At 53.7% G+C, this 17711-nt stretch carries 9 protein-coding genes; 6 read left to right on the top strand and 3 right to left on the bottom strand.

Annotated features, from left to right (window positions below; genetic code table 11):
- Nucleotides 1–194: 194 nt before the first annotated feature.
- Nucleotides 195–752 carry a YqgE/AlgH family protein gene (locus tag ACO2Q8_RS24065; protein ID WP_423347431.1) on the bottom strand — a complete coding sequence of 186 codons (558 nt, stop codon included), beginning with the start codon at nucleotides 750–752 and terminating at the stop codon, nucleotides 195–197.
- A gap of 204 nt (nucleotides 753–956) precedes the next feature.
- Between ACO2Q8_RS24065 and ACO2Q8_RS24060 the strand changes: the two genes are divergently transcribed.
- The gene (locus ACO2Q8_RS24060) at nucleotides 957–2246 is read left to right on the top strand and encodes a DUF5690 family protein (RefSeq protein WP_423347430.1); all 1290 of its coding nucleotides are present in this window, start codon (nucleotides 957–959) and stop codon (nucleotides 2244–2246) included.
- Between the two features lie 58 nt (nucleotides 2247–2304).
- Here ACO2Q8_RS24060 and pyk read toward each other — a convergent pair whose 3' ends face one another.
- Both pyk and treF read right to left on the bottom strand, forming a co-directional pair.
- Nucleotides 2305–3741: a pyruvate kinase gene (gene pyk / locus ACO2Q8_RS24055; RefSeq protein WP_423347429.1), complete on the bottom strand. Its 1437-nt coding sequence runs from the start codon at nucleotides 3739–3741 to the stop codon at nucleotides 2305–2307.
- A 142-nt stretch (nucleotides 3742–3883) separates the two neighbouring features.
- Nucleotides 3884–5434: an alpha,alpha-trehalase TreF gene (treF, locus tag ACO2Q8_RS24050; RefSeq protein ID WP_423347428.1), complete on the bottom strand. Its 1551-nt coding sequence runs from the start codon at nucleotides 5432–5434 to the stop codon at nucleotides 3884–3886.
- A gap of 161 nt (nucleotides 5435–5595) precedes the next feature.
- On the opposite strand from treF, the gene treS reads away from it, so the two are divergent.
- The 5 genes from treS (at nucleotide 5596) to ACO2Q8_RS24025 (ending at nucleotide 17694) form a co-directional block, all read left to right on the top strand.
- Entirely contained in the window at nucleotides 5596–8907 is a 3312-nt protein-coding gene (treS, locus tag ACO2Q8_RS24045; protein WP_423347427.1) for a maltose alpha-D-glucosyltransferase, read from the top strand.
- A gap of 294 nt (nucleotides 8908–9201) precedes the next feature.
- Nucleotides 9202–11412, top strand: coding sequence for a bifunctional alpha,alpha-trehalose-phosphate synthase (UDP-forming)/trehalose-phosphatase (locus ACO2Q8_RS24040; RefSeq protein ID WP_423347426.1), 2211 nt, complete (start codon nucleotides 9202–9204; stop codon nucleotides 11410–11412).
- Nucleotides 11413–11525: 113 nt separating this feature from the next.
- Nucleotides 11526–11810, top strand: a complete 285-nt coding sequence (locus tag ACO2Q8_RS24035) for an integrase core domain-containing protein (RefSeq protein WP_423347425.1) — start codon at nucleotides 11526–11528, stop codon at nucleotides 11808–11810.
- A 179-nt stretch (nucleotides 11811–11989) separates the two neighbouring features.
- A complete protein-coding gene (locus ACO2Q8_RS24030; protein ID WP_423347424.1) occupies nucleotides 11990–15967 on the top strand; it encodes an ATP-binding protein in 3978 nt (1325 codons plus the stop codon).
- A 152-nt stretch (nucleotides 15968–16119) separates the two neighbouring features.
- A complete protein-coding gene (locus ACO2Q8_RS24025) occupies nucleotides 16120–17694 on the top strand; it encodes a hypothetical protein (protein ID WP_423347423.1) in 1575 nt (524 codons plus the stop codon).
- Nucleotides 17695–17711: the final 17 nt, after the last annotated feature.

Genomic DNA, 17711 nt, shown 5'->3' with positions numbered 1-17711 from the left:
AACCGACAGACAAATAACGGCAGAATTCCGGTTATCTTACGGGTACAGCGTCAAGTTTCGGGGCATTTTCACAAATTTTAAGGTAGAGCCGCGATTAATCGCGGCTGTATGGACCAATGAATAGCGGCTGTATGGATCAATGAAATGAATCATTGTATAGAGACGCGATTAATCGCGTCTCTACCGGGCGCAAATCAATTCAATCGCGGATCGACCGGATAATGCGACAACACGCGGTATTGCCCCCCCATCTGCCGCAGAATGCCCCGCCAGAACTGGTCGGAAGGCGTATTGAGAATAAAGTTTGAATCGGCCTGGGCCACGATCCAGGAGTTTTTCGCCATTTCGTCGGCCAGTTGTCCGCCCGACCAGCCGGAATAGCCGACAAAAAACCGCACGTCGGTTTCCTTCACGGCCCCCGCGTTGATCAGTTGTCGCAGCCGGTCGAAATTGCCGCTCCAGTACAGGCCGTTCGGCAACGGGATCGATTCTTCGACCAGCCCACCGAGCCGGTGAATGTAATGCAGTGTATTCTGCTGCACCGGCCCACCCACGTAGAGCGAAAAGTCGTGGTACATTTCGTCGGTCAGCACGTCGTTCAGTTTCACCTGCGCGATCTGGTTCAGTACCAGTCCAAACGTGCCTTCGTCGTTATGGTCGCATACGAGTACGACGCTTCGTTCAAAATTCGGATCGCCCAGAAACGGTTCGGCGATCAGCAGACAGCCATTGGTAATCGGATGCGTTTCCATATTAGTATTCAGGTTGTGACGATGGTGAATGTAAACAATATATACGAATGATGCCGGAAATTCGTATTTGTCTCCCTGATTTCAATAACACAATCTTAATACCAGAAATCGCTTATTGCCATCGGGCGTTCCGAAATTTGATTTTTAGGCCCAGGCACCCGTTCTATGAGCAAATCTGAGTACTTTGTAAACAAACCAAGCCGCATGTCCACGAAATCTGTTTTCCGTCACCCCGTTGTGTTTGTGCTTTTCGGCGCCGTTGCCGCCTTCTGCACCTATGCCTGCATGTATGCGTTCCGGAAAGGCATTACGGCGGTTATTTTTGAGGGAATGAGCTACGCCGGCATCAGTTACAAAATCTGGCTCATTACGGCGCAGGTGCTCGGTTATGCGGTATCGAAGCGCATTGGCGTCAAGGTGGTGTCGGAAATGAAACCGGGCCAGCGGGCGATGTATGTGCTCCTGTTTATCGGGCTTTCCGAACTGGCGCTGTTGGGTTTTGCCCTGGTACCTCCCCCCTACAACATCGTTTTTCTGTTTCTGAACGGCCTGCCACTCGGCATGGTCTATGGGATTATGCTCGGTTTTCTGGAGGGTCGACGGCAAACCGACGCGCTGGTTGCGGGGCTGACGGCGTCGTTCATTTTTGCGTCGGGCTTCGTCAAAACCGTGGCCCTGACAATCCGGCAGGCCTGGGGTGTTTCGGAGTTCTGGCTTCCGTTCGTCACCGGGCTGCTGTTCGTGGTGCCGCTGCTCGTATCGGTTTGGATGATGACGCTGCTGCCCCCGCCCTCGGCCGAAGACCGGGCGCTCCGCACCGAACGGGCTCCGATGAACCAGACCGAACGGCGGCAGTTTCTGCACACTTTCTCCGCCGGACTAACCACGCTCATCGTCTCTTACGTGCTGCTATCGGCCTTCCGCGATTTCCGCGACAATTTCGCCCCGGAAATCCTTTCGGCCGTCGGGATTTCAAATCCGGCGGTTTTTACCCAGACCGAAACCGCTGTGGCCGTTGGCATTCTGGTGGTGATGGGGGCGTTGCAGCTCGTGAAAGACAACTTTCTGGCCTTCCGGCTGATCAATGGCGTGATGTTGCTCTCGGCTGCGCTGATCGGCGTGAGCACCTGGTTTTTCCAGCAGGGTGTTTTATCGCCGGGGACGTGGTTTACGCTGGTCGGACTGGGCCTTTACGGGGCGTATGTGCCCTGCAACGGGCTGTACTTCGAGCGGCTGGTGGCCTCGTTCCGGTATGTCAGCACGGTGGGGTTTATCGTCACGCTCGCGGATTATTATGGCTACATGGGAAGTGTGGCCGTGACGCTCTACAAAAACTTCGGGCAACCGAACATCAGCTTCTTCGACTTTTTCATCTACTCGGCTTATATCATCTCCGTGGTATACGGTGTGCTGGTATTGGTGTCGTTCGGGTACTTCCGGCGAAAGTATAAGGGGGTTGTTACACAGAGTTTATCGGAGAATATCAGAGCTTAACAGGGTTTCCTCTGATCAACTCTGATGTTCTCCGATAGACCCTGTGTAACAACCCTTACTACACAATACTCAGTTTCACCGTGTTCGTGTGCGATTTCTCGGTCAGTGGCATGCTGAGGGTGTTGATGAAAATATCACCTTTTTCGAGCAGACCGCGCTTCACGAGCAGGTCCTTGATTTCGGTTACGGTTTCATCGACGGTGTTGGCCGTATTCGGCTCGTAGGGCAACACCTCTACCCCCCAGCACAACGCCAGTGTGCTCATCAGCGCCTTGTTAGCCGTGAAGACATACAAACCGGCTTTCGGACGGTGGTGCGATAACCGGAACGCCGTATAACCCGAGGTCGTGATCCCGATGATCGCTTTCGCTTTGGTATCGCGGGCCAACCGGCAGGCGCTCATCACCACGTTGTCATTCAGGACGTTCTCGCCCGGATTTTCGTTGACATAGGCGTGGTAGCGGTAATAAATCTTGTCGCTCAATTCTTCCACTTTCTGGATCGTGTGCGTCATATTCTCGACGGCCAGAATCGGGTATTTGCCCGAAGCGGTTTCGGCGCTGAGCATAACGGCATCGGCACCGTCGAGCACGGAGTTGGCAATGTCGTTTATTTCGGCGCGGGTCGGGCGGGGCGCGTCGATCATGCTTTCGAGCATCTGCGTCGCCACAATCACCGGTTTAGCGGCTTTGTTCGACTTTTCAACGATCATTTTCTGAATCATCGGCACATCTTCGGCGGGCAGTTCCACGCCCAGGTCACCGCGTGCGACCATCACCCCGTCGGTAGCAACAATGATTTCGTCGATGTTCTGAATGGCTTCCGGTTTTTCGAGCTTGGCAATAACGCGGCAGGTTTTGCCCCGCGCCCGAATGTATTCCTTAATTTCCAGAATCTCCGATGCCTGCCGGACAAATGACAAGGCAATCCAGTCGACGTTGTGCTCCAGCCCGAAGTCCAGGTCTTCAAAATCTTTTTCGGTCACCGAAGGCATCGATACCTTCGTATTGGGAAGGTTAACGCCTTTTTTTGATTTCAGCGGTCCACCGTAAACGACTTCCGTAATGACATCTGTGCCTTCCGTTCCGATCACCCGCACTTCCAGTTTGCCATCGTCTAACAGAATACGCTCCCCGTTGCGTACGTCGCGGTACATGCCTTTGTAGGGTGTACTCACGCGCTCGGCGGTACCGATGACTTCTTCGTTGGTGAAAATTAGTTTATTGCCGGGCAAAATCATCACGCCCTCATCTTTCTCAACCTTCCCGATCCGGATTTTAGGGCCTTGCAAATCCTGCAAAATGGCCAGATTCAGGCCGTATTCTTCGTTGATTTCCCGGATGCGCTGAATGCGAACCAGGTGTTCTTCGTGCGTACCGTGGGAAAAATTCAGCCGGAAAACATTGACACCGGCACGGGCTAAAGCCAACAGGTTTTCTTTGCTCTCGGAGGCCGGACCGACCGTGGCAACAATCTTGGTTTTCTTAAATGACATAGAATTTGACGGAAGTCAGTAGACCAAACAGGTGCAAAATAAGCAACCCTTTCCGACATATCAGCAAATTTTCTGTAAAGGTTGTGTAATGTCGGCCAAAAAAGATCCGCTTTTACACTATGAACCAATGTTTTATACCCTTTTACGGGTTTTCGTCAGCCGCCTTTTCGTGCATCAGTTGGAGGTACACGCCGTTGGTCCAGCCAAAACCGTCCTGATTCGGATAGGCTCCTCCTCCCGCCGTCAGCGTATCTTCGACTACATTGTATTTTTCCATCATTTTGCCGGTAGCCCGAAACACCCGGTCGTTTAAGGCCAGCCAGCGGTCGCGTCCTTCACCGGCCGTTTCCGTAAAACCGTAGTTCATCAGCCCTTTGTAAACGATCCACTGCAAGGGAGCCCAGCCATTCGGGAAATCCCACTGTTCGCCGGAGCGGATCAGGGTCGTGACCCAGCCACCGGGTTGCAGAAAGCTCTCACGCAGCCGGTTATGAACCGCTTCGGCCTGCTCCGGCGTTGCCAGCCCAACAAACAGCGGAAAGGCGGCCGCCAGCGTCAGCGGGACGGTTTGTCGACGGGTCAGCAAGTCGTAGTCAAAATAAAAACCCCGGTGTTCGTTCCAGAACAGTTGCCCGATGGCGGTTTTTCGGGTTTCGGCCAAGGTTCGGTACTGCCGGGCGGCCTCGGCATGACCACACTGCTGGTAAGCTTCCTGCAAGGTCTGTTCCAGCAAATAGAGCAGACAATTCAGATCGACCGGCAGAATATTTGCTGTGTGGGTCGTCACCAGCGTCTGCCCATCGCTGAACCACCGGCTGCTGAAATCCCAGCCTGATTCGCAAGCCGCCCGCAGGTTCCGATACAGCGTCGGCGAGTCGATCCCGAGTGCATTGGCCACCTCCGTCAGTTGAATTTCCTTGAGATAGGCTTCGGGCCGGGGGCGGGGCGTCGGGTCAAAATACCGGTTCAAGACCCGCCCGGCTTCCAGGGTAATGGCCCGGCTTTCGCTGGTTTCAGCGTCCTTCATCCAGAAATTGTATTCTTGCTGTAATTGCGGCAAATAGCGGGTCAGCGCGTCCGGCCCGTCGATTTCGGCCAGCAGTTTTACCATCAGCGCAAAAACCGGCGGCTGGGAGCGGCTCAGAAAATAAGTCCGGTTGCCGTTCGGAATAAAGCCGTACGTATCAATGAGGCTGGCAAAGTTGTCGACCATGTTCCGCAGCAACGTGTGCCGCCCGGCCTGTTTCAACCCCAGCAGGGTGAAATAACTGTCCCAATAGAAAATCTCGCGAAATCGCCCGCCCGGCACCACATACGGATGTGGCATCGGCAACCGCGAACTGCCTTCCACGGGCACATCCGGCGCGCGGGTCAGGACATCCCACAACCGGTCGATGTGGTCGGTGGTGCTCATCGTCGGGTCGCTTTCAAAACCGGACGTGGTTGAATCCGGCACCGTAAAATGCTGATTGACAAAGGTCTTTAGGTAAAAATCCGGTTTGTTTTTCTGCGCTTCATACAAGGCCAGAATGGCCTCCGGTGCCATCCGGGGTACACTGTCGACAAAGGTTTTTGAATCAGGAAAGATGCGACTCAACTGCACATCCAGAAAAAAATCGCCGAATAATTCATCCGGGGCACGTACAGACGCGATTAATCGCGTCTCCACATCATTATTTAATCGCGTCTCCACAGGATTGATTAATCGCGTCTCTGCATCATTATCATTAGTTAATCGCATCATCATTATCATTTGAGACGCGATTAATCGCGTCTGTACCAAACATCTCGCTCGCGTATTAGGTTAGTTTTAATACCAACCGGGAATGAACCAGAATTGTTGACGTGAGACTTATGGCAATGAAAGAAACAGGTTTAGACGACAAACTCCATTGGTACAAGGATGCCATTATTTACGAATTACACATCAAGGCCTTTCGCGACAGTTCCGGCGACGGCATCGGCGACTTTCAGGGGCTGCTCGAAAAGCTGGATTACCTCCAGGATCTGGGCGTAACGGCCATCTGGGTACTGCCGTTTTACCCCTCCCCGCTGCGCGACGACGGCTACGACATTGCCGATTATTACAGCATCAACCCATCATACGGCAGCATTGAGCAGTTTCAGCAATTCCTGCAGGAAGCCCACAAGCGGAACCTGAAAGTCATTACCGAGTTAGTCATCAACCATACTTCCGACCAGCATCCCTGGTTTCAGCGCGCCCGCAAAGCGCCCAAGGGTTCGCCCGAACGCGAGTACTACGTCTGGACCGACGATCCGAACCAGTACAAGGATGTGCGGATTATTTTCCAGGATTTCGAAGCCTCCAACTGGACCTGGGACCCCGTGGCTCAGCAGTATTACTGGCACCGGTTTTTCTACCACCAGCCCGACCTGAACTACGACAATCCGCTGGTGCAGGAAGAGGTCATGAAAATCCTGGATTACTGGTGCGAAATGGGTGTCGACGGCTTCCGGCTCGACGCGGTTCCGTACCTGTTCGAGCGCGAGGGCACCAACGGCGAGAACCTGCCCGAAACGCACGACTTTTTGAAAAAACTCCGGAAACACGTTGACGACAAATACCCCGGTACGGTTTTTCTGGCCGAAGCCAACATGTGGCCCGAGGACTCGGCTTCGTATTTTGGCGACGGCGACGAGTGCCACATGAACTACCATTTTCCGGTCATGCCGCGCATGTTCATGGCCGTGCAAATGGAAGACCGGTACCCGATCACCGACATTTTCGACCAGACGCCCGCGATTCCGGAAACCTGCCAGTGGGCCATTTTCCTGCGCAACCACGACGAACTGACGCTCGAAATGGTGACCGACGACGAGCGGGATTATATGTACAAGATGTACGCCAAAAATCCGAAAGCACGCATCAACCTCGGCATCCGGCACCGGCTGGCCCCGCTGATGGACAACGACCGCCGGAAAATCGAACTGCTCAACAGCCTGCTCTTTTCGCTGGCCGGAACGCCGGTGTTGTACTACGGCGATGAAATCGGGATGGGCGATAACGTGTATCTGGGTGACCGCGACGGCGTCCGGACGCCGATGCAGTGGTCGCCCGACCGGAACGCCGGTTTTTCGAGCACCAACCCGCAGAAGCTGTATTTGCCGGTGATTCTCGATCCAGCCTACCACTACGAAGCCGTGAATGTGGAAACGCAGTGGCAGAATACGTCCTCGCTGCTCTGGTTTACGAAGCGGATGATCAACATGCGGAAACGGCACAAGGCATTCGGGCGGGGTGATCTGAAATTTCTGAACGTTGCCAACCCGAAGGTGCTGGCCTTTACGCGGACGTACGAAAACGAAACGCTGCTGATCATCGTCAACCTGTCGAAACATTCGCAACCGACCGAGATCGATCTGGCCAAGTACAAAGGGTACCGGCCCGTCGAGTTGTTCAGCAAAAACCGGTTTCCGATCATCCGGGAAGACGGCGCGTACCCGTTTACGCTCGCTCCTTATGATTACCAGTGGTTTACTCTGCAAAAAGTCCGCGCGAGCCTGGATATTGAAAACGATTTCCCGCAACTGGTGCTGAATCGTTGGGAAGAGTTGACGCAGGGTGAAGCACGAACCCGCCTGGAAACCGAAATTCTGCCCGCTTATTTGTCGAAAGCGTACTGGTTTGTCGGCAAAGGCCGAACCATCGACGAGGTGACGCTGGCCGATCAGGCGCTGGTGGATCTGGACGACAAAAAAGGCACCTTACTGCTGGTCGAGGTGACTTACGAACAGGGTTTGCCCGAATTGTATCAGTTGCCCGTTACGTTCGTTAAAACCGACCGGGTGGGTCCGATTACCGAAAACTATCCACAGGCTATTCTGGCGCAGCTCCAACTCGGTGACGAACCCAGTTTTCTGTGCGACGCCCTCTATACGCCCCGGTTGCACCAACTGCTGTTTGCCAAACTGAAGGCCAATCAGGCGATTTCGGCTCAGAAAGGCAAGCTGGTCTTTTCGGCCAACGGACCGCTAAAAACCGCCGACCAGCCTGAAGATACGATTAAAACGAAAGTACACACGGCAGAACGCGATTACACGGCCATCACCTTCGACAACCGGTTTTTCCTGAAAATGTACCGCAAGGTCGACTGGAACAGCAATTCCGACGTGGAAATCACCCGGTTTTTGAGCCAGGAAGCCCATTTTGAACACGTGCCGGAATTCATTGGAACCATCGAATGGCAGTCGGAAAAAGGTAGGGTAGCGTTGGGGATGATCGAGGAAATGATTGAAGACCACGGCGATGGACGTAGTTTCATGCTCGAACGGATCAACAACTACATTGAGCGAATTCTTGCCCGGAGTCGGGAAAGCCTGGCGATGGTTTGTCGGCAGGGCTCCTGGCACAACCCGCTGGAATTTGAGGAATTATCGGATAGCTGCCGGGAGTTGCTCGGAGGCACGGCCTCGGAAGAAGCCCGGCTGATTGGCATCCGGACGGGCGAATTGCACCGGGCGCTGGCGGCTACCAATCACAAAGATTTCGCACCCGAGCCGTTTTCCCTGCACTATCAGCGTTCTCTGTTTGCGGGAATGCAGTCGCTGGTGCGGGAAAGTTACGACTTGCTCCACCAGAATCTGAAGGAATTGCCAGACAAAATCCAGCAGGAAGCCGAACCCCTCTTGGACAAAAGGCAAACCATTCTGGACACGCTCAGGCGGATTTACAGCCACAAGATCGACGCGCTTAAAATCCGGATTCACGGCAACTATCACCTCGGTCAGGTATTGCTCACGGGCAAGGATCTGGCGATTCAGGATTTTGGTGGCAATCCGTTGCTGAGCGTCACGACCCGGCGCATCAAGCGGTCGCCCTTGCGGGATGTAACGGCCATGATCCGGTCGTTTTATTACGTGGCATACGAAGGTTTTCTGTCGACAAACCAGGTTCCGAAGGAAGAAGTTGATAGCCTGTTGCCCTTTGCTGATTTATGGGCCTACCAGATCAGCGAGATCTTCCTGAAGGCTTACCTGACGACCGTGCAGGATCAGGCTTTTTTCCCAAATGATAAGGCGGATTTTCAGATCATGCTCGAAACGTATTTGCTGGAACGGGCCATTTTTGACCTCAATTATGAGCTTAAAAACCGCCCCGAACGGGCTCTGGCTCCGCTCCGAATTCTCAAATCGGTGATTGAGTAGAAACGGGGCTGACCTACAAAGATTGGCAGCTATCACTTTGTCGATCAGCCTGTTTGATTTATTCTTAAAATAAGAAAATCGGTTTTGAGAGGGATTAGAATTTCTCTAATCCCGTTTTTTTGCGAACCATTGTCTCGAAAATGATCTTATTTTAATACGGTAAGATACTTGGGATGGGTTTACGGGACACGGTTTTCAGTTTACGGTATTCAGTAAATCTGTGAAGGGCTCGTCCGGCTACAATTCTACTGAAAACCGTGCCCCGTAACCTGTGCCCCGCCAACTCCTCTGCTTATGAAAAACAACAACAGACTCATCATTGTATCATATCGGTTGCCGTTTTCGTTTGAAACCGCTCACGGCTCGACGACGCTGAAATCGTCGGCCGGGGGCCTGGTCACGGCCATGCAGTCACTGGATTTCAGCGAAGCGGAACAGAAACCGGTTTGGGTTGGCTGTGCGAATTTTTCCCGCCGGACCTGGGAGAAATACCAACACCTGGTCAACGCCGACTTTGAGTATGTGCCGGTTTTTCTGGATCGGAAAACGCAGCAGGATTTTTACAACGGTTTTTCCAACTCGGTGCTATGGCCGCTTTTTCACTATTTCTCAACTTATGTCGATTACCAGGAACGGGATTTTCTGGCCTACCAGAAAGCGAATGAAGCGGTTTGCGAAACCGTCGCCCAACTCCTCCAACCGCGCGACATTGTCTGGGTGCATGACTACCATTTTATGGGCCTGCCCAAGTTGATTCGCGACAAACAACCGGAAGCTACGATTGGCTTTTTTCTGCACATTCCGTTTCCATCGTACGAACTGATTCGGATTTTACCCCACAAGTGCAAAGAATACCTGCTGACCGGTTTGCTCGGTGCCGATTTGATCGGTTTTCATACAAACGACTATAACATCCACTTTTTGCAATCGATCCAGATCAACCTGGGCGTTCAACACAAAATCTGGAAGATCAACTACCAGGATCGGCTGATTCGTTCCGATGCCTTCCCGGTCGGGATTAACTATCCGTTGTACCACGACGCTTTTGACAACCCCGACGTGGTCAAAGAGCGGAAAGCGTTGAAGGAAGCGTACAAGGATGTAAAAATCATTTTTTCGGTCGACCGGCTGGATTATACCAAAGGCGTCATGCAGCGGCTGGATGCGCTGGAAGCGTTCTTCCGAAAATATCCGGAATGGATTGGGCGATTGACGTTTATTCTGGTCGTGGTTCCTTCGCGCGATGAAATTCAGAAGTACGGCGAACGAAAGCAGATGATCGAGCAGGCCGTCGGACGGATCAACGGCAAATACGGGACGCTGATCTGGCGACCGATTGTCTACCGCTACGGTTCGGTACCGTTTCCGCAACTGCTGGCCCTTTACACGGCCTGCGATGTGGCCCTGATTACGCCCATCCGCGACGGCATGAACCTGGTAGCCAAGGAGTTCGTCGCGGCCCGCAAAGACCACCAGGGCGTCTTGATTCTCAGCGAGATGACCGGAGCCGCCAACGAACTCAGTACGGCCCTGCACATCAATCCGCTGGACGAAAACGAGGTAGCCGACAAGATGAAACAGGCCCTCGAAATGGAACCAGAAGAACAATCGCGCCGGATTGCGATCATGCAACGGCGATTGAAAGATTACGACGTTAAAAAATGGGCGAACAGCTTCGTCAACTGCTTACTGACCATGCGCACGAACCAACACATCGAACCAACTCCGCTCCTGAGCGCACAAACCGATTTTTCACTCCAGGAACGCTATGGGCAAGCCCGCTCGCGGCTTTTGCTGCTTGATTATGACGGCACACTAGTCAATTACCACAGTAAGCCCGAACAGGCCAGTCCGCCCACCGAGGTAATCAACGTGCTTGGTCGGCTGGCTAGCCGCCGGGAAAATTACGTGGTCATCATCAGCGGCCGTGACCAGCAAACGCTCGATGAATGGCTCGGTTTTCTGCCCATCGACATGGTGGCCGAACACGGTTCGTACATCAAACAGCAGGGTTTGTGGCGACGTGATATTCTGGACGACGGCTCCTGGAAACAGATTGTCAACCCGATTCTGGATGATTTTGTGACCCGTTGCCCCGGTTCGTTCATCGAAGAAAAAAGCCATTCGCTGGCCTGGCATTACCGCAGCGCCGAATCGGTGACCGGTTTTGTCCGTTCCCGCGAGTTGATCAACACGCTGGAAAACCTATTGCCCTATAAACTTCGGGTGATCGACGGAAACTGCGTGGTCGAAATCAAAAGCACCGAAACCGATAAAGGCAAGGTTGCCAAGCAATTATCCCTCGCCCGGCCTTATGATTTTGTGCTGGCCATCGGCGACGACCGCACCGACGAAGACATGTTTTCGGCCCTGACGCTGGAAAATCAGTACACGGTCAAAGTCGGCCCCGGCACCACCAACGCGGCTTACCGGCTGAAGGATGTCAACGAAGTATTGGGGCTTTTGAAAGATTTCACGGCCGAGACGACGGCGAATCCGTGGTAAAACAAACCAACCCGGCACACTGCTATGCCGGGCTGTTGTAACTCTTCCTAGCAGCCCGTATTACTTCCCGGCTTCCTCGAAAACGCCTTTGTAAAACACAGCCGCCACAACGGTTGGTAGATGCTTATGGGAAGCCTGCTAAGCTGCGCTGTGACAATGGGTCAGAGCTTATCAGTGCAGTTTTGAGCGAATCGTGTGAGCAAAACGGTATTGATCTCCATTGGATTCAGCCGGGCAAGCCAACCCAGAATGCTTACATTGAACGGTTTAACGGGAGTTTCCAGCGGGAAGTACTGGATGCTTATTCTTTTGCTAACTTAGCCCAAGTCCGTCAGATAGTCGATGGCCGGTTAGACGACTATAACACCAAACGCCCACACCAGGCATTAGGCTTTTAAACACCGATGGAGTACAAACAAGCGACTTAGGCTCTAACCGCAACTGGCATACTGTAGGGGGATAGCACAGAAGTTTACAGTGCCAGATGTTACCTTTTGCCAATACCTGGGGTAGTCGTTTGGGTTTTTACCATGCTTCCCCTAATTTTAACTGCCCTCAACCCTAATCGTCTGCCCACGTGGTAGTAAGCCGCTGGTTTTTGTTTCTGCTCTTGCTGGCAACACATCGGCTGGCGGCCCAGCCTTTTGTGAGCCGCACCCTTAGTCTCCAACAGGGCTTGCCTGAATTTTATGTCTCTGGCATTGTCCAGGATAAAGCCGGTTTTGTCTGGATCGCCACCCGTAATGGCTTGGCCCGCTACGATGGCCGACGCTTTAAAATCTTTCGCCATCAACCCCGTAGCAACCGATCGATAGCCGGTAACATTATCCTGTCGCTGCAACTCGTCTCGGATAGCACCATCCTGATCCATCTGGAAAATGGGGGCTTTCAATTGGTGAATCCCATCACCGAACAGTTTAGTGATTTACTTACCCCAAAGCGACTGGATCAGGCACGCATCGGGGTAGCGCAGGGCAAGCTGTCCGTCAAGGGAGACCAATTCTGGGGACGCAATGACGCGCAACTGATTCACTATCAGACTAATCGGGATCAGGTTTCCGTTTATCCCCTACCCACCATCCGTCTTCCTAAGGATGTTTCCATTGGGAATACATTCTTATTGGACTCCCCAGCCAAGCTATACGCGCCTTATCCGGGTGGATTGTTTGCGTTTAACACCGCAACCCACCAGTTTCGCCAGTGGCCCCATCCCGCCATCGTCGAGCACGGCAGGATCCGTAACTTCTATGACACGCCCCTGGCCCGACGGGCCAACGGGGACATCCTTGTTGGGGGAGTCCGCCAACTAGTTGCCTTTACGCCCCATACCCATCGGTTTCGCACGATTCCCATTCCCAATGCTACGGATACCAAGGTGGGGCTTATTCACGCGGGCGTCGATGGGAATGTCTACTTTACCCACGCCATGACCGTCTACCGGATAACGCCGGATGACCACATTACGGCCCTCTGGACGGCCCCTCACGTGGATTATCACAACTACTTTCACGCCCTGCTGCTGGACCGCTCGGGCGTGTTGTGGATCGGTACCAATGGCGATGGCGTCCAGCAGCTTGACCTGCGCTCGCTGCCGGTGAGGAGCTACCCCTATCACACTAACTTTGTGGCCGATATACTCAACCTTGAACTAGGCCTGCCCGCGCCCGACTGGGCTCAATCCTATAACATACCCTATCGCCTGCGGTTTGGCGGGTCGACCGCTTATCTGTCGGCCCGGTTTGGCGCTGCCTACCATCTGATTCGTACCAACCAATTGGGACGAAGCCTGCGGCCACTGTTGTCGATCCGGCAAGGGCAGCAAAGTTTCAACTTTAATGAAGGTAATGGCCTGCGGGTCCTGCCGGGGGGCACCATCTGGATGGTTGATATTTTCCGGGGTCTGATAAAAGCCGACACTTCAGGTCGGGTGCTGAACGCGTTTGCGCTGCCCAATGACCAGGTCAGCGATATTCAGCCTCTTGGCAACTGGATCTGGATCGGCTCGGAGTTTAATGGTCTGTATGCTTATGACCCTCAGGCACGACGCGTTGTAAAGCACCTTCGTTACCAGCCGACGGACTCGACCACCCTGATTTCCGATCATATCTGGTGCTTAGCGGCCGATCCCCAGGACACATCGGTACTCTGGGTGGGCACTCAGGAAGGCCTCTGCCGTCTGGATACGCGCACCATGCATTGCCGAGCCTGGACTGAAAAAGAGGGCCTTCCGAGCTCCACCATCAACACCCTGCTGACCGACCGCCGGGGCCAGCTCTGGTTTAGCACCCTGAGCGGCATCAGTCGGCTGGAGCCACGCAGTGGGCGGATGCGGCATTTCACCACCGCCGATGGCCTATTGGACATTGAGTACAAACCTTTTCTGGGGACTCAATTGCCCGATGGCCGACTGGCTTTTGGCGGCTTAACGGGCGTGACGGTGTTCGATCCGCTGGCCCTGAAAGAAGCGACGCCCCAGCCGGTGCCCACGGTGCTGACGACGCTGCGGATTGCCAATGTGCCTGTCGAACCGGGCCAGCCCGGTTCCCCCCTGACGCTTCCCCTCAACGCCACGGCTACGCTCTATCTAACGTACACGCAGAATTTTCTAACGTTTGAATATGCCGGTTTGCAATACAACAAACCGACCAGCCTACAGTATCGTTACCAGCTCACCGGCGTCGACGAGGCCTGGGTATATGCCGGTGGGCAAAACATAGCTCAGTACACCCAGTTAGCGCCGGGCGAGTATACGTTCCGGGTCAATACGGCCGATGCCAATGGACGCTGGAGCCCATTAATCAAAACGATTCAGGTGGTGATTGCTCCGCCCTGGTGGCAGACAGGCTGGGCCTATGGCCTGTATACTCTGCTGGTAGTAGGTCTGATTCGGGCCTTTTTTCAATACCGTATCAACCAGGAACGGCTTCGGCAGGAGATGCTCCTCAACGAACAGGAAGCGAAGCTGGTCAAGGAAAACGCTGACTGGCAGACGCGGTTTTTTACGAATATCACCCATGAGTTCAGAACGCCCCTGACGCTGATCATCAATCCCCTGGAGCGGTTGCTGGGCCAATCAGGCCCTCCTGCGCTCCGGCAGCAATACGATCTCATGCACCGGAACGCCAAACGCTTGTTGCGATTAATCAATCAGCTACTGGATATTGCCAAACTGGAAGCAGGCCAACTGGCGGTGACCGAATCAAGGGGGAATCTAACCACTTTCTTTTCTGAACTGGTGGATTCCTTCCGGTTGAGAACCGAACGAAAAGGCATTCAGTTGACTTACGAAGCGACAGGCCTACCAGCCGATTACCTGTTCGATGCCCCTAAACTGGAAACCATTGGCTACAATCTGGTCTCGAATGCGGTAAAGTTTACGCCCGAAGGCGGTTCGATTCAGGTAACGCTTCGGGGGGAACCATCTGGGGATAGTCCGACGCAGCTTCAACTGCGGGTGGCCGACACGGGTCTGGGCATTTCGGACCAGCATCTCCCACATATTTTTGACCGCTTCTACCAGGGTCAGGATTCTCCCGCCAGTATGGGGGGAGGCACGGGCATCGGCCTGTTTCTGGTGGCCGAGTTTACCCATCTGCTGAGGGGACAAGTGACCGTAACCAGTCAGCTTGGCCAGGGGACGATTTTCACCGTCATGCTTCCCCTCAAGCCAGCCGCTGGAGCGACTGCCGCCGACTCGCCGACCGCCGTCGAAGCCTTACCGACCGATGGATTAAAAGCCGGTTTGAAGTCAACTCGGCAACTTCCGGTGGCCTCAGCCACGGCCCCGCTGATTCTGGTGGTGGACGATAATGAGGATCTGCGGGAGTTCATGGCCGGGGAATTAGCTGGCCAATACCGGGTGTTGACGGCAGTCAATGGGCAGGAAGGCTGGCAGCTTTGCCTACAGGAACTACCCGAACTGGTCATCTCGGATGTGATGATGCCATTGGTGGACGGCTTTACGCTGGTCGAGCGCCTCAAAACCACGCCCCTGACCGCCCATATCGCCGTCATTCTGCTCACAGCCAGAACAATGGCCGAATCGCGCATCCAGGGCTTAACGGTCGGGGCGAATGACTATTTGACCAAGCCCTTTCAGGTGCAGGAATTACACCTCAGGCTTGCCAACCTGCTGCGGCATCAGCAGCAGTTGCGCCTGCACTGGCAGCAGCAGGCTCGTAAGCCCGATGTACCCCCGGCCGAAGTTGAGCCGACCCAGTCATCCATTGACGATCCCTTCCTGCTTCAGCTCTACGCAGTGCTGGACCAACGGCTGGCCAATTCCGATTTTATGGCCGACCAACTGGCCGATGAGCTGGCGGTGAGCCCCCGAACGCTGCACCGTAAATTGGTGGCCCTGACGGGCATGAACGTGTCAGAACTGATGCGTTCCTACCGACTCCGCAAAGCGGCTGCCTTGCTTCAGCAAGGTGCTACGGTCTCCGAAGCGGCCGAGAAAGTGGGCTTTGACGGGCTGTCTTACTTCTCCAAATGTTTTAAGGACCAGTTTTCCATCTCCCCCTCAGCGTATCTGCTGGCTCATAAGGGCGCTTAATCGTCAATAGTTTTCATCTTATTTTCTCTCCGCAAGGTGCTAAAAAGCCGGGCTGACAGGCCTGTTTTGGCAAAATTGGCCGCATTTTGCTAGTCAGTTGTCCGCATTTTGCTACCTCCTTGGGGCGTCTGTCCCCCAATTTTGCCTCGTCAATGACAGCCGCCACCAGGCGGGTCAGCCAGTTAGACTTTCCTTTTTTTAACCACCCAATCAAATCATTTTTAATCATTAAAAACACAATGAAAAAGCAAGTTACGTACGCCGTTGTAGCCGCCACCTTCCTGATGTGGAATTGTAAGCCTACTGAGATTGACAATGCTGCCACCCCAACGTCAACCGTTAAGCACTCAAGTGCGCGCATTGAAGCCCCTCCTAAACAATGGGATAGAACACTGGGCGGATTTGGCATTGATATATTGACTGTCGCCGTAAACAACCCTGCTGGAGGGTATATTTTTGGTGGTAACTCCAATTCACCAGGATCTGCCATCACGCCGTTTAACGATAAGTCTGAGGCCTATGGAGGGAATGATTACTGGGTGGTTAAATTAACCTCCGATGGCACTAAATCTTACGCACGTGCTATGGGCAGTGCAGGTGAAGACCTGTTAGCGTCCATCGTGCCGCTGTCGGACGGGACCATGCTGTTAGGCGGGTCGTCTAATTCACCATTTATGTCTCCTAATAAAACCCAGGGTTCCAAAGGGGGGTATGATTACTGGATTGTCAAAGTGGATGGCAATGGCAACAAAGTGTGGGATAAAGTACTCGGGGGAACCAATGAAGACCACCTGACCTCGATGGTGGCAACAGACGACGGGGGCTTTCTGGTAGGGGGCATCTCGGCCTCGCAGGCTACTATCGTTCCCCTGCCATCTGGAAACCCGTTGGGTGGAATAGGCTCTTTCCAAACCCAGCCGACCAGCGACAAATCAATGAACAGTTGTAACGGGAGCTACGACTACTGGATTGTCAAGGTGGACGGCAACGGCAAGAAGCAGTGGGATATAACCTTGGGCAACGGAGGCAATGATTATTTGGAATCGGTCGTAAAGGCAACAGACGGGGGTTATCTGCTTGCAGGTTACTCCTCTTCTCAGGGAGCGGCAGGCAATAAAACGGCTGCCGGCAAAGGAGGTTATGACTACTGGGTGGTTAAAATTGACGCAAATGGCAACAAGCAGTGGGAGAAAACGTTCGGAGGAACGCAGGACGATAAGTTAGCCAAGGCGGCCGCTACGCCCGATGGCGGGTTTGTACTGGGCGGTAGCTCGTCCTCGCCCGCCGGGGCTGACAAGACAGAAGGGTTACGCGGTATTGCCGGTCATAACGATTACTGGGTTGTCAAGATTGACGCCAATGGCAACAAACTGTGGGATAAGACGGTTGGTGCTGGGGGTGACGATACCTTTAAGTCGCTGGCCGTAACAGCCGATGGGGGTGTCTGGCTGGGTGGCGATTCGCCTTCTGCTCCTAGTGGTGAAAAAATTGAAATGCCTAAAGGAGGTGGTGATTACTGGATTTTGAAACTGGAAGCGGACGGAAGCTATCAATGGCAGGATAAAACCTTGGGTGGTGCGTATACGGATGGGTTAGCTGATATGCTGACCACGCCCGATGGCGGAATTATTGCCGCCGGTTCTTCTCAATCCCAACCCGGAGGAACCAGCGACAAAAGCGAGCGGCCCAAAGGAATACTTGACTATTGGGTCGTTAAACTCAAATGATAAGACAAGACAAAAGG

Source organism: Larkinella sp. VNQ87 (assembly GCF_049445795.1).
Lineage (GTDB): Bacteria > Bacteroidota > Bacteroidia > Cytophagales > Spirosomataceae > Larkinella.
Note: the sequence above shows the minus strand (reverse complement) of the source record. Positions and strands in the feature narration are given on the sequence as shown.